13 protein-coding genes are annotated in these 18,007 nt (G+C 70.7%); 9 read left to right on the plus strand and 4 right to left on the minus strand.

All coding sequences use genetic code 11. The features are described 5' to 3' along the window. Positions 1–24 precede the first annotated feature (24 nt). The 4 genes from AC4BEG_RS10730 to AC4BEG_RS10745 all read left to right on the plus strand — a co-directional run bounded on the left by AC4BEG_RS10730 (position 25) and on the right by AC4BEG_RS10745 (position 6,453). On the plus strand, positions 25–765 hold the full coding sequence (locus AC4BEG_RS10730) for a response regulator transcription factor (protein ID WP_490705659.1): 741 nt from the start codon (positions 25–27) through the stop codon (positions 763–765). Then, complete coding sequence (locus AC4BEG_RS10735; RefSeq protein WP_490705660.1) at positions 762–2,054, plus strand: sensor histidine kinase; 1,293 nt, start codon at positions 762–764, stop codon at positions 2,052–2,054. The genes AC4BEG_RS10730 and AC4BEG_RS10735 overlap by 4 nt, the downstream gene beginning before the upstream one ends. A 239-nt stretch (positions 2,055–2,293) precedes the next feature. Beyond that, the gene (locus tag AC4BEG_RS10740) at positions 2,294–6,130 is read left to right on the plus strand and encodes a multifunctional oxoglutarate decarboxylase/oxoglutarate dehydrogenase thiamine pyrophosphate-binding subunit/dihydrolipoyllysine-residue succinyltransferase subunit (RefSeq protein WP_490705661.1); all 3,837 of its coding nucleotides are present in this window, start codon (positions 2,294–2,296) and stop codon (positions 6,128–6,130) included. A 140-nt stretch (positions 6,131–6,270) separates the two neighbouring features. Next, entirely contained in the window at positions 6,271–6,453 is a 183-nt protein-coding gene (locus AC4BEG_RS10745) for a DUF6104 family protein (protein ID WP_201871287.1), read from the plus strand. Between the two features lie 40 nt (positions 6,454–6,493). Here the strand turns inward: AC4BEG_RS10745 and AC4BEG_RS10750 are convergent, their stop codons facing one another. Further along, positions 6,494–7,375, minus strand: a complete 882-nt coding sequence (locus tag AC4BEG_RS10750; protein WP_490705662.1) for an NAD(P)-dependent oxidoreductase — start codon at positions 7,373–7,375, stop codon at positions 6,494–6,496. Between the two features lie 167 nt (positions 7,376–7,542). On the opposite strand from AC4BEG_RS10750, the gene AC4BEG_RS10755 reads away from it, so the two are divergent. From AC4BEG_RS10755 to AC4BEG_RS10770, 4 genes are all read left to right on the plus strand, one after another. Further along, positions 7,543–8,538, plus strand: coding sequence for a GlxA family transcriptional regulator (locus AC4BEG_RS10755; protein WP_490707052.1), 996 nt, complete (start codon positions 7,543–7,545; stop codon positions 8,536–8,538). 174 nt (positions 8,539–8,712) lie between these two features. Next, positions 8,713–9,567: a DUF4097 family beta strand repeat-containing protein gene (locus AC4BEG_RS10760; protein WP_490705663.1), complete on the plus strand. Its 855-nt coding sequence runs from the start codon at positions 8,713–8,715 to the stop codon at positions 9,565–9,567. Then, positions 9,567–10,634: a PadR family transcriptional regulator gene (locus tag AC4BEG_RS10765; RefSeq protein WP_490705664.1), complete on the plus strand. Its 1,068-nt coding sequence runs from the start codon at positions 9,567–9,569 to the stop codon at positions 10,632–10,634. Before AC4BEG_RS10760 ends, AC4BEG_RS10765 begins: the two co-directional genes overlap by 1 nt. A 144-nt stretch (positions 10,635–10,778) precedes the next feature. Then, complete coding sequence (locus AC4BEG_RS10770) at positions 10,779–11,237, plus strand: TIGR03668 family PPOX class F420-dependent oxidoreductase (protein WP_490705665.1); 459 nt, start codon at positions 10,779–10,781, stop codon at positions 11,235–11,237. Here the strand turns inward: AC4BEG_RS10770 and AC4BEG_RS10775 are convergent, their stop codons facing one another. The 3 genes from AC4BEG_RS10775 to AC4BEG_RS10785 all read right to left on the minus strand — a co-directional run bounded on the left by AC4BEG_RS10775 (position 11,238) and on the right by AC4BEG_RS10785 (position 16,527). Then, complete coding sequence (locus AC4BEG_RS10775; protein WP_490705666.1) at positions 11,238–14,021, minus strand: type 1 periplasmic-binding domain-containing protein; 2,784 nt, start codon at positions 14,019–14,021, stop codon at positions 11,238–11,240. 136 nt (positions 14,022–14,157) lie between these two features. Beyond that, the gene (locus AC4BEG_RS10780; protein WP_490705667.1) at positions 14,158–15,120 is read right to left on the minus strand and encodes a zinc-binding dehydrogenase; all 963 of its coding nucleotides are present in this window, start codon (positions 15,118–15,120) and stop codon (positions 14,158–14,160) included. A gap of 180 nt (positions 15,121–15,300) precedes the next feature. Continuing rightward, positions 15,301–16,527 (minus strand): NAD(P)-dependent malic enzyme, encoded by a 1,227-nt coding sequence (locus tag AC4BEG_RS10785; protein ID WP_490705668.1) that lies wholly within the window; start codon positions 16,525–16,527, stop codon positions 15,301–15,303. A gap of 517 nt (positions 16,528–17,044) precedes the next feature. On the opposite strand from AC4BEG_RS10785, the gene AC4BEG_RS10790 reads away from it, so the two are divergent. Continuing rightward, positions 17,045–17,998, plus strand: a complete 954-nt coding sequence (locus tag AC4BEG_RS10790; protein WP_490702802.1) for an ABC transporter substrate-binding protein — start codon at positions 17,045–17,047, stop codon at positions 17,996–17,998. The last annotated feature ends 9 nt before the right edge of the window (positions 17,999–18,007 follow it).

Genomic DNA, 18,007 nt, shown 5'->3' on the forward strand with positions numbered 1-18,007 from the left:
CGGGACGACGCATGGGGCGGGCGTATGGAGCAGAATCTCAACGGCCACAACGGGGCCGCCACGACCACCCCCGGCGCACAGCGCCGGGTGCTCGTCGTCGAGGACGATCCGACCATCGTGGACGCCATCGCGGCCCGGCTGCGGGCCGAGGGCTTCCAGGTGCAGACGGCCGGGGACGGCCCCGCGGCCGTCGACACCGCCGAGGCGTGGCAACCCGATCTGCTGGTGCTCGATGTGATGCTGCCGGGCTTCGACGGGCTCGAGGTGTGCCGCCGGGTGCAGGCCAGACGGCCGGTGCCGGTGCTGATGCTCACCGCGCGCGACGACGAGACCGACATGCTGGTGGGGCTCGGGGTCGGCGCGGACGACTACATGACCAAGCCGTTCTCGATGCGTGAGCTGGCCGCCCGGGTCCATGTGCTGCTGCGGCGGGTGGAGCGGGCGGCGCTGGCCGCGCACACCCCGCGCAGCGGGATCCTGCGCCTGGGCGAGCTGGAGATCGACCACGCCCAGCGCCGGGTGCGGGTGCGCGGTTCCGACGTCCATCTGACCCCGACCGAGTTCGATCTGCTGGTCTGCCTGGCCAACACCCCGCGCGCGGTGCTCTCCCGCGAGCAGCTGCTGGCGGAGGTCTGGGACTGGGCGGACGCCTCGGGCACCCGGACCGTGGACAGCCATATCAAGGCGCTGCGCCGGAAGATCGGCGCCGAGCGGATCCGTACGGTGCACGGCGTCGGCTACGCCCTGGAGACCCCGGCCGCATGAGGACGGCCCCCGGGGCTCCCAGGGTCTCTCCCGTCCGCAGGGCCCTGACGACGCTGCGGACGCTCACCGCGGCGCTGCGGACGCTCACCGCGGCCAGGACCGACCGAGCCGACCGGCCGCCACTGCCGCCCGGTTCCCCCGGGCACCCCGCGCGAAGCCGTGGCGCCCGGGGCCGGGCCACCTGGAACCGGGTGTGGGAGGCGCTGCGGCCGTTCGACCCGTACCGCTCGGTCAAGGCCGCGCTCGGGGCGCTGGTCATCGGGTCGGTGATCATCACCACGCTGCTGGTGTTCGCGGCGATGCACTCGGACACCGAGCTGCGGGTGATCACCATCTTCTCGATCATCGCCTCACTGCTGATCACCCAGTTCGTGGCGCATGGCCTCACCGCCCCGCTGGACGAGATGACCGAGGTCACCCGGGCGATGGCGCACGGTGACTACACCCGCCGGGTGAGGGCGGCCCAGCGCCGGGACGAGTTCGGCGATCTGGCGAACGCCTTCAACCGGATGGCCGCCGACCTGGAGGCGGTGGACACCCACCGCAAGGAGCTGGTGGCGAATGTCTCCCATGAGCTGCGCACTCCGATCGCGGCGCTGCGGGCGGTGCTGGAGAACGTGGTGGACGGGGTCTCCGAGGCCGATCCGGAGACGATGCGGGTCGCGCTGAGCCAGACCCAGCGGCTGGGCCGCCTCGTCGAGCAGCTGCTCGATCTGTCGCGGCTGGACAACGGGGTGGTGCCGCTCTACGCACGGCGCTTCGAGGTCTGGCCGTATCTGGCCCAGATCCTCAAGGAGGCGAGCATGGCCAAGAGCGCGGACGGCGGGTCGGGCTCGCACACCCGCAAGGACGTCCATCTCCACCTGGACGTCTCCCCGCCGGAGCTGACCGCGCACGCGGACGCCGAGCGGCTCCACCAGGTGATGGCGAATCTCATCGACAACGCCATGAAGCACAGCCCGGCGCACGGCCGGGTCACGGTGCGGGCCCGGCGCGGCGAGGAGCCGGAGAGCCTGGAGCTGGAGGTGCTGGACGAGGGTCCGGGCATCCCGGAGGCGGAGCGGTACCGCGTCTTCGAGCGCTTCAACCGCGGCGGGCTCTCCCCGGGCGGTTCGGGGCCCGCGCCCCGCCGCCCGTCCGGGCAGGGCAGCGACGGGGGCACCGGTCTGGGGCTGGCGATCGCCCGCTGGGCGGTCGATCTGCACGGCGGCCGGATAGGTGTCGCGGAGTCCCCCCGGGGCTGCCGCATCAAGGTCAGTCTTCCGGGCAGCCCCCGAGATCACATGTGACGTAAGGTCGATCGAAGACGCGCACATTCGAGCGGTGTGGGCGCACTTTTGCGTTCGCTCGTATCTGCGGGAACCCAGCGGAACCCCGTGTGTTTCCCGCCATAACATGCGCCGAAACCCGCCGATCAGTGTGACTTGCACGACGATGACCAGTGCGGCCTGCACGTTTGGGTCCAAGAGGCGTAGCCTTTATTCCCGCTGTCCACCATCTAAGGAAGCGGAAGAGGGCGGTTGCCGCCGTGTCGCCACAGTCCCCCAATACCTCGAGCGTCTCTACCGACGAGCAGGACGGGCAGGGAGCCAACCCTGCCGCTGCTTTCGGACCCAATGAGTGGCTCGTCGACGAGATCTACCAGCAGTACCTCCAGGACCCGAACTCGGTCGACCGAGCCTGGTGGGACTTCTTCGCCGACTACAAGCCGGGTCAGGACACCGGCTCCGCCGTGGCCGCGCCGCCACAGGCCGTGACCGGGGGCGCTGCCCCGGGCGCGCCCGCCGCCGCGCAGGCCGCTCCCGCCGCCACCGCCCCGGCGCAGCCGAAGGCCGCCGCGCCCGCCGCGAAGCCGGTCGACGTCAAGCCCGCCGCCGCGGCACCGGCCGCCCCGAAGCCCGCCGCCGCGGCTCCCGCCCCGGCCAAGCCCGTTCCGGTGAAGCCGACGCCCGCCGAGCCGACGCCCTCCGCCAAGGCCGCGAAGCCCGGGCCGTCCGCCGGACCGGAGCTGGTCACGCTGCGCGGCCCGTCCGCCGCCGTGGCGAAGAACATGAACGCGTCGCTGGAGCTGCCGACGGCCACCTCGGTGCGTGCCGTCCCGGTGAAGCTGCTGTTCGACCAGCGCATCGTGATCAACAACCACCTCAAGCGCGCCCGCGGCGGCAAGGTGTCCTTCACGCACCTCATCGGCTACGCCATGGTGCAGGCGCTGAAGACGATGCCCTCGATGAACTACTCGTTCACCGAGAAGGACGGCAAGCCGACCCTGGTCAAGCCCGAGCACGTCAACCTGGGCCTGGCCATCGACCTGGTCAAGCCCAACGGTGACCGCCAGCTGGTCGTCGCGGCGATCAAGAAGGCCGAGACGCTCAACTTCTTCGAGTTCTGGCAGGCGTACGAGGACATCGTCCGCCGCGCCCGCGCGAACAAGCTGACGATGGAGGACTTCACCGGAGTCACGGCCTCCCTCACCAACCCCGGCGGCATCGGCACCGTGCACTCCGTGCCGCGGCTGATGCCCGGCCAGGGCCTGATCATGGGTGTCGGCGCCATGGAGTACCCGGCCGAGTTCCAGGGCACCTCCCAGGACACCCTGAACAAGCTGGGCGTCTCCAAGGTCATGACGCTGACCAGCACCTATGACCACCGGGTGATCCAGGGCGCCGCCTCCGGCGAGTTCCTGCGGGTCATGAGCCAGCTGCTGCTCGGCGAGAACGAGTTCTACGACGAGATCTTCAAGGCGCTGCGCATCCCCTACGAGCCGGTCCGCTGGCTCAAGGACATCGACGTCAGCCACGACGACGACGTCACCAAGGCGGCCCGGGTCTTCGACCTGATCCACGCCTACCGGGTCCGCGGCCATGTCATGGCCGACACCGACCCGCTGGAGTACCGCCAGCGCAAGCACCCCGACCTCGACATCATCGAGCACGGGCTCACCCTGTGGGACCTGGAGCGCGAGTTCGCGGTCGGCGGCTTCGCGGGCAAAACGATGATGAAGCTGCGCGACATCCTGGGCGTGCTGCGCGACTCGTACTGCCGCACCACCGGCATCGAGTTCATGCACATCCAGGACCCCAAGCAGCGCAAGTGGATCCAGGACCGCGTCGAGCGCAGCCACGACAAGCCGGAGCGCGAGGAGCAGCTGCGCATCCTGCGCCGGCTCAACGCGGCCGAGGCGTTCGAGACCTTCCTCCAGACCAAGTACGTCGGCCAGAAGCGGTTCTCGCTGGAGGGCGGCGAGTCCGTCATCCCGCTGCTGGACGCGGTGCTGGACGCGGCCGCCGAGTCGCGCCTGGACGAGGTCGTCATCGGGATGGCCCACCGCGGCCGGCTCAATGTGCTGGCCAACATCGTCGGCAAGTCCTACGCGCAGATCTTCCGGGAGTTCGAGGGCAACCTCGACCCGAAGTCGATGCACGGCTCCGGCGACGTCAAGTACCACCTGGGCGCCGAGGGCACCTTCACCGGTCTGGACGGTGAGCAGATCCAGGTCTCGCTGACCGCCAACCCCTCCCACCTGGAGGCGGTGGACCCGGTCCTGGAGGGTGTCGCCCGCGCCAAGCAGGACATCATCGGCAAGGCCGGTACGGACTTCACCGTGCTGCCCGTCGCCCTGCACGGCGACGCGGCCTTCGCGGGCCAGGGCGTGGTCGCCGAGACGCTGAACATGTCGCAGCTGCGCGGCTACCGCACCGGCGGCACCGTGCACATCGTGATCAACAACCAGGTCGGCTTCACCGCCGCCCCGGCCGCGTCCCGCTCCTCGATGTACGCCACCGACGTGGCGCGCATGATCGAGGCGCCGATCTTCCACGTGAACGGCGACGACCCGGAGGCCGTGGTCCGCGTCGCGCGGCTCGCCTTCGAGTTCCGTCAGGCGTTCAACAAGGACGTGGTCATCGACCTGATCTGCTACCGCCGCCGCGGTCACAACGAGACCGACAACCCCGGCTTCACCCAGCCGCTGATGTACGACCTGATCGACAAGAAGCGCTCGGTGCGCAAGCTGTACACCGAGTCGCTGATCGGGCGCGGCGACATCACGCTGGAGGAGGCCGAGCAGGCGCTCCAGGACTTCCAGGGGCAGCTGGAGAAGGTCTTCACCGAGGTCCGCGACGCGGTCTCCACCCCGGCCCAGCCCGAGGTGCCCGAGCCGCAGCCGGAGTTCCCGGTCGCGGTGAACACGGCGATCTCCCAGGAGGTCGTCAAGCGGATCGCCGAGTCCCAGGTCAACATCCCCGACCGGATCACCGTCCACCCGCGGCTGTACCCGCAGCTCCAGCGGCGCGCGGCGATGATCGAGGACGGCACGATCGACTGGGGCATGGGCGAGACCCTCGCCATCGGCTCGCTGCTGATGGAGGGCACCCCGGTCCGGCTCGCCGGCCAGGACTCCCGCCGCGGCACCTTCGGCCAGCGCCACGCGGTGCTGGTGGACCGGGAGACCGGCGAGGACTACACCCCGCTGCTCTACCTCGCCGAGGACCAGGCCCGCTACAACGTCTACGACTCGCTGCTCAGCGAGTACGCGGCGATGGGCTTCGAGTACGGCTACTCGCTGGCCCGCCCGGAGTCGCTGGTCATGTGGGAGGCGCAGTTCGGTGACTTCGTCAACGGCGCGCAGACCGTCGTGGACGAGTTCATCTCCTCGGCCGAGCAGAAGTGGAGCCAGACCTCCGGCGTCACGCTGCTGCTGCCGCACGGCTACGAGGGCCAGGGCCCGGACCACTCCTCGGCCCGGATCGAGCGTTTCCTCCAGCTGTGCGCGCAGAACAACATGACGGTCGCCACGCCGACGCTGCCGTCGAACTACTTCCACCTGCTGCGCTGGCAGGTCCACAACCCGCACCACAAGCCGCTGGTCGTCTTCACCCCGAAGTCGATGCTGCGTCTGAAGGCGGCGGCCTCGAAGGCGGAGGAGTTCACCACCGGCGCCTTCCGCCCGGTCATCGGTGACGAGACCGCCGACCCGGCCGCGGTCCGCAAGGTGGTCTTCTGCTCCGGCAAGGTCTACTACGACCTGGCCGCGGAGCGGGAGAAGCGCGGGGTGACGGACACGGCGATCATCCGGCTGGAGCGGCTGTACCCGCTGCCGGGTGCCGAGGTCCAGGCCGAGATCGCCAAGTACACCGGCGTCGAGAAGTTCGTGTGGGCTCAGGAGGAGCCGGCGAACCAGGGCGGATGGCCGTTCATGGCCCTCAACCTGATCGACCACCTGGAGCTGGCGGTCGGCGAGGACGTCCCCGCCTCCGAGCGTCTGGTCCGGGTCTCCCGGCCGCACTCGTCCTCGCCCGCGGTGGGGTCGAACAAGCGCCACCAGGCGGAGCAGCAGGCGCTGGTGAACGAGGTCTTCGACATCTGATCCAGCGGCCCGTCACGGCCCGTCGACCATGAGGCCCGGCCCCCGCGCGAGCGGAGGCCGGGCCGTTGTCGTGGGCACCGGCGGCATATCCTGGGCGGTGCAGATCCCTTGAGCCCCTCTTCCCTCTTCCGGAGCGACCCTTGTACTTCACCGACCGCGGTATCGAGGAGCTGGCGCAGCGACGCGGCGAGGAGGAGGTCACCTTCGAGTGGCTGGCCGATCAGCTGCGGACCTTCGTCGATCTCAACCCGGACTTCGAGGTGCCGGTGGAGCGGCTGGCGACCTGGCTGGCCCGGCTCGACGACGAGGACGACGACCTCTGATCCTCGGACGGCCGCCGATCCCAGGACGCCCGTTGATCCCTCAGCGGGCGGCCGGGGCCCTCAGCGCCTCGATCACACTCGCGTAGCTGTCGGAGCCATGGCCCGCGGCGCTGGTCCGTTCCATGGTGCGCTTCAGCAGTTCGGGCAGGGAGTTGTCGATCCCGCGGGCCGCGGCGGCGTGGATCAGGTGGTCGATCGCCGCGATCTGGATGTCGACGGTGGCGTCGTCGCCCGGGTAGCGGCCGGCGTCCACCTGGGGCGCGTAGGTGGTCAGAAAACCGGCCACCGCGGTCAGCCAGCGGACCGCGACCGGGGTGAACTCCGTGGCCGCCGTCTTCTCCGCGCCGACCAGCGCGGTGCCGTGCAGCCAGCCGGTCATGGTGGACCACATCAGGCCGAGCAGCGCGGCGTCGTAGAGGGACGCCAGGCCCGGGTCGGTGTCCAGGTGCAGGGCGTCACCCAGGGACCTCAGTGCCGGACAGTGGGCGTCGAAGACCTCCCGCGGACCGCTGTAGAGGAACATCATCTCGGGGCTGCCCACGCCGGGCGGGGTGGTCATGATCGCGCCGTCGAGATAGCGCGCCCCGTGCGACCGGGCCCACTCGGCCATCTCCCGGGCCTGCTCCGGGGAGCCGGAGGTGAGGTTGACCAGGGTCCGGTCCGCGAGGGAGGCGGCGACGGGGTCGAGAACGCCGCGCAGCGCCGGGTAGTCCAGGACGCACGCGACGATCAGCGGGCTCGCCCCGACCGCCTCCCCGGGCGTCGCGGCACGGTGGGCGCCCCGCTCGGCCAGCGGCGCGGCCTTGTGCTCCGAGCGGTTCCACACGGTGGTCGGATGGCCCTGGTCGAGGAACGCGGCGGCCAGCGCCGAGCCCATCGATCCCAGTCCGATGACACTGACGGCCGAGCGGTCAGCTTGCATGTCACAACTCCTCATTCGTCCGCCGGGGGCGGGGGTTTGACCGGATTGACCCAAGATCGCAGCGCATGAGGGCCGGAAACAGTGACACCGATGACGACGGCCACCAAATTCCTGCCACCCGCTGATTCCTGCCCTACTCTGCGGAGATGCGCGCTGGTTCCGTCGCCGTGGTGGTGACCGAGGAGATCGGGGTCCCCTCCTGGGACCTGTACGAACTGAGCATCCCCTGCACGGTCTTCGGCAAGCCGCAGCCCGATCTGGCCGACCCCTGGTACGACCTGCGGCTGTGCGGTACGGGCACGGCTGACGGCGCCCCCTCCACCACCGGCGGCGGGCTCTCGCTGCGGACCCCCTACGGGCTCGACGACCTCACCGGCGTCGACACCGTCATCGTTCCCTCGGTGCCCGACGCCTGTGTCGAGGAGCGCGCGCCGCTGCCGCGGGAGCTGATCGCGGCCCTGCGCCGTGCCGCCGCGGCGGGCGCCCGCATGGTCTCGCTGTGCACCGGTGCCTTCGCGCTCGCCGAGGCCGGACTGCTCGACGGACGCCGGGCCACCGCCCACTGGATGCACACCGCCCAACTCGCCGAGCGCTACCCGAAGGTGCGCGTGGACGACTCGGTGCTCTATGTGGACGAGGGGGACGTACTGACCAGCGCCGGGCTGACCGCCGGGCTCGACCTCTGTCTCCATCTGGTGCGCCGCGACCTGGGCGCGCATATCGCCAACCAACTCGCCCGCCGGATGGTGGTGCCCGCCCACCGGCCCGGCGGCCAGGCCCAGTTCATCGATCTGTCGGTGCCCGCCCGGGACGACGCCGGGCTGACGCCCGTACTGGACTGGGCCCGCGCGCATCTGGACCAGCCACTGACGGTCGAGGACCTGGCGCGGCGGGCCGCGATGAGCCCGCGCACCCTCTATCGGCGCCTCCAGGCGGCCACCGGGACGACCCCGCTGCGCTGGCTGCTCGCCCAGCGTCTGGCGCGGGCGCAGAGCTTGCTGGAGTCGACGGACCTGCCGATCGAGGCGGTGGGGCGGCTCAGCGGCCTCGGTACGGCGAACAACCTCCGGCACCACTTCCTGAAGCACATCGGGGTCTCGCCGGGCGACTACCGCCGGGCCTTCCCCGCCCGCCCGCCCCGGGCCGTCGCGGACCCGGCCTAGCGCACATCAGGTGCGGTACGCGCGGACGAACAGGTCGGCGGCCTGCTCGTAACTCCTGCCCCTCGACGGCGGCGCCGTACACCGAAGGAGGGCTTGACTCCCCCGAGCCACGATATATCGTGTCTAGTGAAGACGCGATATGTTGCGTCGCGCAACCAGCAGGGGAGGCCGGGGATGTCAGCCCGATCAGAGTGGTCGATCAGCGAACCAGAGAAGCTCACCTTCGACGGACCCGTCTCCGCCCTCAACGTCAGAGTCGTGGGCGGCACCGTCAATGTCGTGGGCACCGACAGCGGCCCCGCCCGGCTGGAACTCTCCGACCTCGACGGACCGCCGCTGACGGTCACCCTCGAGGACGCCACCCTGACCGTCGCCTATGACGACCTCCCCTGGAAGGGCCTGCTGAAATGGCTCGACCGCAAGGGCTGGAACCGCAGCGTCCATCTCACCCTCACCGTGCCCACCGCCACCGATGTCTCGATCGGCGTCATCGGCGCCGCCGCTGTCGCCTCCGGGCTGGCCGGCCGCGCCGAGCTGCGCGGGGTCTCCGGTGACTTCACCCTCGTCGGGCTGACCGGCCCGGTGCGCGCCGACACCGTCTCCGGGCGGGTCGAGACCCAGGCCGTCACCGGCGATCTGCGCTTCAACTCCGTCTCCGGCGACCTCACCGTCGTCGAGGGCTCGGGACCGTGCGTACGGGCCGAGTCGGTCAGCGGTAATGTGGTGCTCGACCTCGCCCCCACGACCGAGAGCGCGCACATCAGTCTCAACACCGTCTCCGGCGAGATCGCGATCCGGCTGCCGCACCCGGCCGACGCCGAGGTCGAGGCCAGCACCGCGAGCGGCGCCGTCTCCTGCGCCTTCGAGGATCTGCGGGTCACCGGACAGTGGGGGGCCAAGCGGATCAACGGCACGCTCGGCACGGGCAGTGGCCGTCTCAGCGCCACCACCCTCTCCGGCGCCATCGCGCTGCTGCGCCGTCCGCGGACCGAGGACACCACCGACGGATCCCAGGGAAAGGTCCTCTGATGCCTCCCGTATTCGCCCACGGCAGGCTGCGTCTGTATCTGCTGAAGCTGCTCGACGAGGCGCCGCGCCACGGCTATGAGGTCATCCGGCTGCTGGAGGAGCGCTTCCAGGGGCTGTACGCGCCCTCCGCCGGGACCGTCTATCCGCGGCTGGCCAAGCTGGAGGCCGAGGGGCTTGTCACCCACACCAGCGAGGGCGGACGCAAGGTCTACTCCATCACCGACGCCGGACGCGCCGAACTGGCCGACCGCGGCGGCGAACTGGCCGATCTGGAACTGGAGATCCGCGAGTCGGTCGCCGAACTGGCCGCCGAGATCAGGGAGGACGTCCGCGGCTCGGCCAGCGATCTGCGGCGTGAGATGCGGGAGGCCGCCAAGCGGACCCGCACCTCCGGCGATTCCGGTGGCGCCAAAGCCGGGCCCGGTTCATGGGAGGGCGGCTGGAGCGACAAGGAGACCTGGCAGCAGGCGAAGGAGGAGATGCGCCGCGCCAAGGAGGAGTGGAAGGAGCAGGCGCGCCGGGCGAAGGAGGAGAGCAAGCGGGCCCGGCAGGACGCGCAGCGCGCCCGTCAGCAGGCCCAGGACGCCCAGGAGTTCGCGCGCGAGGAGGTCCAGCGGATGGCCCGGCGCGTACAGGAGCGCACCCAGGAGCACGTCCGGACCGGCGACTGGCAGCGGGCGGTGCGCGAGGGGCTGGCCGAGGTCTCGCGCGGGATGAGCCGACTCTCCCGGCAGGACCGGCCGTCGCGGGAGACGGGCACCCCGGACGGCACGGACCGCGTGGACGGCAGCACCGCGAACGGCGGCCGTACGGACACCACACCCGGCGCGGCCACGGACACGACGCCCGGCGCGGCCGAGGCGGACCAGCCCGCGTGGGCCCGGGACTTCGCCGCCTCCGGCGACCCGGCCCGCGACCTGGACCGGCTGCTCGACCGGTTCCGTGACGACATCCGTGACACCGCCCGTGACCACGGGGTGACCTCGCATCAACTGGCCGACGCCCACCGCCGTCTGGCGGCCACGGCGGCGCAGATCACCGGACTGCTGCGCGGCTCGCGGAGCTGACCGGGCCGCCGCTGGGCGGGGTGTTCGCGGCGGGCATGCTGCCCGCGCAGAGCACGCTCGGCATCGCCGCCACCCGGGACTCCCGGCCGTGGCCGGCGCCGCGGCTTCACCCGCGAGACGGTGCGGCGGCAGTAGCCTCACCGCATGCGACTGGAGATCGCCGAGGCGCGGCGGCGCTTCGCCCGCGCCCGGGTGCTGCGGCTGGCCACCACCGACGGGGACGGCCGACCGCATCTGGTCCCCGCCACCTTCGCGCTGGACGCGGACACCGTGGTGATGGCCGTGGACCACAAGCCCAAGCGCCACCAGGACCTGCGGCGGCTGCGCAACATCCGCGCCAACCCGGCGGTGTCACTGCTGGTGGACCACTACGACGAGGACTGGCGACAGCTGTGGTGGGTCCGGGCCGACGGCCGCGCCCGGATCCTCCCCGACGCGTCCGCCGACGGCCGTACGGCGGCGGTGGAACGGCTGGTCGCGAAGTATCCCCAGTACGCCGGGCGGGTGCCGAGCGGACCGGTGACCGAGGTCGAGGTGGTGCGCTGGACGGGCTGGGCGTACAGCGGTGATCCCGGCCACGGTCCGGACTCCCCCGAGGGCTGATCAGTCGTCACGGTCGCTGGGACAGGAGAACCGGTCACCGGGCCCCCACCTCGTAGCCTCCTCTCCGCTGTCCCGTATGCCGCACTCCAACGCGATCGCCGGAGACGACTCCGCCCTGTCGTACAGCAGCAGCAGCCGCTTGTTCCTCGGGACCTTGCGGTTCTCGGCGAACACCAGTGATCCGGTGGCCCCGCGCACCCCGTCCGTACCGCCCACCCCCTGCTCCAGCGCGAACTGGACCGTGGCCCGCCCGAACGGTGCCGTGCCCGCGTTGCGATACGCCGTGTTGATCCCCTCGGAGAGGACCTGGAGGGCGTCCCAGGCAAGCGGGGCCCGTCCGTCGTTGCTCCACAGGTCGTTCCCGTACGCCTCGGCGTACTGCCGACGGAAGGCGATGCCGATCACATTGGGCGGATCGTCCTTCGGCAGGGCCTGCGCCGCGTAGTACAGCCGCAGCCCGGAGTGCCGCTCGGTGGGCCGCTGATCCTCGACCACCGCATTGGTGAGGTCGTTGCCGCCGAGCACGGTCACCCGTCCCTTGCATGTGGTGCCCTCGTCGAAGGCGTTGAGGAAATTCTCGAACTCATTGGCGCGGGCGGCCCAGTAGACGACCGTGCGTGGATCCTCCGTCAGCCTCCGGCAGATACTGGTGGCCATCTGGGGTGAATTGGACACCCATTCGTCCCCCTCGTTGTTCAGCCCGGTAGGCGGGGAGGCGGACGCGTCGCCGAGGGGAAACCAGATCTGCCGGGCGCCTTTGAACTCCTTGGCGAACCGCTCGCTGAGGTTGGTGCTGTAGATGTCGTGGGGGTCCCCGATCACCACCGCTTTCTCCGCCGGAGCGCACTCCCCGGGGGCGGTCCGCACGATGTTGCCGTGGAGCGCGAACTCCGCGGCGATGCGCGCCTCACGTCCGTTGTCGGGAGGTATCTGCCGGTACATCGCCGACCCCTGCATCTGTTCCGCGGTCGCGGAGGTGCCGATCATCGGCAGCCCGCCGTCGGCCAGGATGTCCCGGGCACGCAGGGTGTCCTTGCGGCTCTGGCCGAGGCCGACCACACCCAGGATCCGCTCCCCGCCCGCCGCGCTCCCGGCGCGGCCGACCTCCCGCACCAGCCGCTCGGCGGCCGCGGGCGCCTTGGCGAAGCCCTGCCCGGCGTCCACCGGACGGACCTTCAGCCACACCTCGCTCTTCTCCTGCTGGGCCGCCTGACGGTTGATCTCCCTCTGGGCCAGCGCGATTCCGCGCAACTCCGGAATGGCACCGCTGTACTTGGCCTCTTCCCAGTCGTCGGCGGTCACCGGCAGGCCCAGATGGACGACCGTCCGCACGACCGCGCCCTCGCGGGCGGCCCGGTCCGCCTTCTCGTTCTCCTTGTCGATACCGGCCCGGATGTTGTCGTAGACCTCCTGGGGGCTGCGGTTCGGCGGCCGGGGCGTCGGCCCGCCGGACCCGGGCGCGGAGGCGGACGCGGACCCACCGCCTTCGCCGAGACATGCGGTGTCGCTCCCCTCCGTCACCCAGGCCGCCCCGTAACCGCCCAGCAGGGCCAGCGCGGTGAGGCCCGCCACCCCCGCCAAGACCGCTTCGGCCCGCGGTGCCGCATCGGAGCGGGCCTTCCCCACGGGCGTCTCCGGATAGCGGACGAGCCATCGCGCGGCGTCCGGGTCATCAGGGTGCGACGCCACGGCCACCCGGACCACCCGGGCACCGCCCGCCCCCGTGCTCCCGATCCAGGACTTGAGCGTGATGGCGGCCTCGGCGAAGCTCTCGGTGCGCTGCTCGTCCGGCTGCACCACGGCCACCAGCATCGCCCCGGTGCAGCCGGTGTGCTCCACCGCGCTGGGGAACCGCTCCACCAGCAGCCCGGCGTCGGATCCGCCGCCCGGGAACTGGGGCAGGACAAGGACGACACGATGTCTGCGGCGTCTGCCCCAGGGAGAGAGCCGCGGGTGGCGGAAGGCCCGCTCCACATCGGCGAGCAGGGCCCGCAACAGCGCATCGACGATCAGCGCGCGCCCCTCGGGGCCCGCGGCGGCCTCGGACCCGGCGGTCAGCCGTACGGCGTCGGCGTAGAAATCCGCGCCCTTCTCCGGCAGCTCGGCCCATTTGGCGTACCAGCCGCCCGGACGGGCCATCCGGCGGCGGTGGCGGCGCCCGTACCACCAGCGCGGCAGCATCCCGAACACCGGTCGGCGCAGCCAGTACCAGGCGGTGCCCGGGATTCCGGGCGGTGGTTCCTCGCCACCGCTCAGGGTCTCCAGCGTCCGCAGCACGGCGGAGCTCGAACAGCGCGCCTCGTAGATCTGGTTCCGTAACTCCTCGGGCTGGGCGTCCGCCTGGGGCCTGGTGAGGTCGGCCTCGACGACGGCGCACATCAGCCGGAACTGGGAAAGCCGCAGCTTGCCGAAGCCCCCCGGCCGGTTGCGCACCAGCTCTTCCTCGATCTTCTGGAAGGTCTTCCCCACCCGCTCCCGTGGCGGGCCCTTGGTCTTCCCCGCCACCTGCGCGAACGGAAGCCGGGCCCTGCCGCCCGCGCTGAAGCGCGCACACAGGCCGTCGGCGATCCGCTCCGCCTCGGTCCGCCTCGTGGTACCGGCGGGATGTGCGGTGTCGGCGGTGTCGGTGGCGTCGTGGCCATCGGCCGTGCCGACGGCCTCGGCGAGCTGCGTGAGCAGGATCTGCGGAGCCGGGCCCCGCTGTCCGGGCGGCAGCAGCACGAGCTGTTCGAGCGATTCGATCAGTAATTCGATTTTGGGCAGCGATGGCACCGCGGCAGTCATAGACATCCCCCCGGCCCATCATCCCCGCCCACTCCGGAGAGCACCAGCCCTCTCACGCAGAGCGACCGACATTTTCCGGAGTTGGCCGCATGGAGGACAGAGGGAAACCGAAGGTGGCCGCCGGGGCGCCACGATGTCAGACCGTCAGTACGACCTTGCCGAACAGATCGCCGCCCGCCATCTTCTCGAACCCCTCGCGGGCCCGGTCCAGCGGCAGCACCGAGTCGATCACCGGCCGCACCCCGTGCGCCGCGCAGAAGCTGAGCAGATCCTCCAGCTCGTCCTTGCTGCCCATCGTGGAGCCGACGACCTTCAACTCCAGGAAGAAGATCCGGTTGAGTTCGGCGGCCTTGGGGTTGGGGCCGCTGGTGGCGCCCGAGATGACCAGAGTCCCGCCCGGTTTGAGCGACTTGACCGAATGCGACCAGGTCGCCGCGCCCACCGTCTCCATGACCGCGTCCACCCGGTGCGGCAGCCGCTCCCCCGGCTCGAACACCGCCTCGGCGCCCAGCTCCACAGCGCGCTTGCGCTTGGCCTCGTCCCGGCTGGTCGCGAAGATCCGCAGCCCCGCCGCGGCGCCCAACACGATCGCGGCGGTGGCCACCCCGCCGCCCGCGCCCTGTACCAGCACACTGTCGCCGGGGCGCACTCCCGCGTTGGTGAAGAGCATGCGGTACGCGGTCAGCCAGGCCGTCGGCAGACAGGCCGCCTCCTCGAAGGACAGCTCCTTCGGCTTGGGCAGCAGATTCCAGCTGGGGACGGTGACCTTCTCCGCGAAGGTGCCCTGGTAGCGCTCGGTGAGGATGGAGCGGGGCTCGTTCGGGCCGACGCCGTGGCCGCTCTGGCCGATGACCGAGTGGAGCACGACCTCGTTGCCGTCCTCGTCGATCCCGGCCGCGTCACAGCCGAGGATCATCGGAAGGGACTCCTCGCCGAGCCCTACGCCGCGCAGCGACCACAGGTCGTGGTGGTTGAGCGAGGCGGCCTTGACGCGGACGGTGCTCCAGCCCGGCCGTACCTCCGGCTCGGGGCGCTCACCCAGTTCAAGACCGCTCAGCGGCTGGTCACGATCGATACGTGCGGCGTAGGCAGCGAACATGATCCTGACCATAGGCCGCGGCGGGGACGCGGCGGAACCACACCGGGGTGTGACACGCACCGCGCCTGTCCGCCCCGGGGCGCGGGCGGGCGCGGACAGCGATACGGGCCGGGCCGCTCCCCCTCGACGGAGGAGGGGCGGCCCGGCCCGTCACTGAAGCCGATGACGCGTCAGCGTCGGTCAGCGGCGCGCCACACCCTCGGCGCGCGCGGCGGCCGCGACGGCCGCGCTCACGGCCGGGGCGACCCGCTCGTCGAACGGCGAGGGGATGACCTTGTCCGCGCTCAGCTCGTCGGCCACCACGGCGGCCAGCGCCTCGGCGGCGGCGAGCTTCATGCCCTCGGTGATCCGGGAGGCCCGGACCTGGAGGGCCCCGGCGAAGATGCCGGGGAAGGCGAGCACGTTGTTGATCTGGTTCGGGAAGTCGCTGCGGCCGGTGGCGACCACCGCCGCGTACTGGTGCGCGACGTCCGGGTGGATCTCCGGGTTGGGGTTGGCCATCGCGAAGATGAAGGCGCCGGGCGCCATGGTGGCCACCGCCTCCGGTGCCACCGTGCCGCCGCTGACGCCGATGAAGACGTCGGCTCCGGCCATGGCCGTCTCCAGCGAACCGGTCAGCCCGCCCTTGTTGGTGAACCCGGCCAGCTCACGCTTGACGTCGGTGAGGTCCTCGCGGTCCTGGGAGACGATGCCCTTGCGGTCGCAGACCGCCACATCGCCGATACCCGCTTCCACCAGGATCCGGGCGATGGCCACTCCGGCGGCACCGGCCCCGGAGATGACGGCGCGCAGCGAACCGAGGGAACGGTCGGTCAGCTTGGCCGCATTGCGCAGCGCCGCGAGGGTGACGACCGCCGTACCGTGCTGGTCGTCGTGGAAGATCGGGATGTCGACGCGCTCCTGGAGCTTGCGCTCGATCTCGAAGCAGCGGGGCGCCGAGATGTCTTCCAGGTTGACGCCACCGAAGGAGGGCGCGAGCCGGGCCACGGTCTCCACGATCTCGTCCACCTCCCGGCAGTCGAGGGCGATCGGCACCGCGTCGACTCCGCCGAACTGCTTGAAGAGGATCGCCTTCCCCTCCATCACCGGCAAGGACGCCTCCGGACCGATGTCCCCGAGTCCGAGCACCGCGCTGCCGTCCGTCACCACGGCGACCACCTGGGACTTCCAGGTGTAGTCATGGACGAGCTCCGGCTGCTCGGCGATCGCGCTGCACACCTTGGCGACACCCGGTGTGTACGCGAGGGACAGATCGTCCCGGTCGCGCACGGGCACGGTCGCCTGGACGGCCATCTTGCCGCCCCGGTGGAGTGCGAAGGCCGGATCGAACGGCTCTCCGTCGGTCACGTCTTCGGCTCCTTCGCCGTTGCTGCTGTCGCTGCGAGGATGGGCAATCTCCGCTGCCACTTTTTTGACCCCTTTGTCGTTTTCTGTCGAGGGTAGCCGCCCCAGGTTGGGAGCGGGCGGGCACCGCGTCCGGGCCCCCATGGAGCAGATAGCCGTGCTCTGGGGGGCGATACGGACGCCGGGCGCGTCGCACACACGCCCTGAGCCCCGGGTGAGGGGTGTAACGATCTGTTCTACCGGATGCGCGCTCCGGAAAACGAGCGACTTCTGTCACGGTGGCGTTCAGAAAGTCCGCGTTATTACCGAAAATGATCGAATCGGACATGAATGTACATGTCACCGTCGCTCAGCAAGCGCCGCGTGATCATGAGTCCGTCCCACTTTCCCGGCCATCGCCATCAGGCCCGGCGTTCCATTTGTGCACCACGGGGTTCGCCCGTTATCCGATTTTGACATGGATAGCCGCCCGATCGAGCGGGTCCAGATGGCAAGATGCCCCAATCACACGAGGTCGCGACACTCAAAAACGTGTTCCCGCCATCTCGGACATCCCCTTCATCCTGCGGGAGGAACCAGCATGACCGCCAGCTTCACGCGCCGTCGGGCCACCACGAAGTCCCGGATGGCCACAGCCGGCGCGGTAGCGGTCGTGGGCGCCCTGCTCCTGACGGGCTGTGGCGACCAGACCGACAAGGCCACGGGCGGCTCCTCCAGCGCCGCGGGCAAGGGTCCGCTCTTCAGCGCGCTGCCGAAGCGGATCCAGGACGCCGGCGTGATCAAGGTCGGCTCGGACATCAACTATCCGCCGGTCGAGTTCAAGAAGAACGGCCAGGTCATGGGCCTGGACCCGGATATCGCCGATGCCCTGGGCAAGGCGCTCGGTGTGAAGTTCGAGTTCAACAACGCCACGTTCGACACCCTGCTCTCCGGTCTGCGCTCCAAGCGCTACGACATCGCGATGTCGGCCATGACCGACAACAAGGGTCGCCAGGAGGGTGTGGACCCGGACACCGGTAAGAAGGCGGGCGAGGGCGTCGACTTCGTCGACTACTTCACCGCCGGTGTCTCGATCTACACCAAGAAGGGCGAGACTGAGGGAATCACCAGCTGGAAGGATCTGTGCGGGAAGAAGGTCGTCCTCCAGCGCGGCACCGTCTCGCACGATCTCGCCAAGGCCGAGTCCAAGAAGTGCGGCAAGGACGGCAAGATCAAGATCGAGGCGTTCGCCAACGACACCGAGGCCCAGACCCGGCTGCGCGGTGGTGGCGCCGACGCTGCCTCCAGCGACTTCCCCGTGGCGGCCTACGCCGTGAAGACCTCCGGCGGCGGCAACGACTTCGAGATCACCGGTGAGCAGGAGGAGGCCGCGCCGTACGGCATCGCCGTCAGCAAGGACAACACCGAGCTGCGTGACGCCCTCAAGCAGGCCCTGGCCTTCATCGTCGCCAACGGCGAGTACGACAAGATCATCGCGAAGTGGGGCGTCAAGGACGGCGCCGTCACCAAGGCCATCATCAACGGCGGCAAGTGACCCGGCCCG

It is taken from the genome of Streptomyces sp. JLBJ103, assembly GCF_058215575.1.

Coding starts and splice junctions, on each gene's coding strand:
- AC4BEG_RS10730 (WP_490705659.1), top strand. CDS start 25: ATGGAGCAGAATCTCAACGGCCACAACGGGGCCGCCACGACCACCCCC.
- AC4BEG_RS10735 (WP_490705660.1), top strand. CDS start 762: ATGAGGACGGCCCCCGGGGCTCCCAGGGTCTCTCCCGTCCGCAGGGCC.
- AC4BEG_RS10750 (WP_490705662.1), bottom strand. CDS start 7,375: ATGCAAGCTGACCGCTCGGCCGTCAGTGTCATCGGACTGGGATCGATG.
- AC4BEG_RS10760 (WP_490705663.1), top strand. CDS start 8,713: ATGTCAGCCCGATCAGAGTGGTCGATCAGCGAACCAGAGAAGCTCACC.
- AC4BEG_RS10765 (WP_490705664.1), top strand. CDS start 9,567: ATGCCTCCCGTATTCGCCCACGGCAGGCTGCGTCTGTATCTGCTGAAG.
- AC4BEG_RS10770 (WP_490705665.1), top strand. CDS start 10,779: ATGCGACTGGAGATCGCCGAGGCGCGGCGGCGCTTCGCCCGCGCCCGG.
- AC4BEG_RS10775 (WP_490705666.1), bottom strand. CDS start 14,021: ATGACTGCCGCGGTGCCATCGCTGCCCAAAATCGAATTACTGATCGAA.
- AC4BEG_RS10780 (WP_490705667.1), bottom strand. CDS start 15,120: ATGTTCGCTGCCTACGCCGCACGTATCGATCGTGACCAGCCGCTGAGC.
- AC4BEG_RS10790 (WP_490702802.1), top strand. CDS start 17,045: ATGACCGCCAGCTTCACGCGCCGTCGGGCCACCACGAAGTCCCGGATG.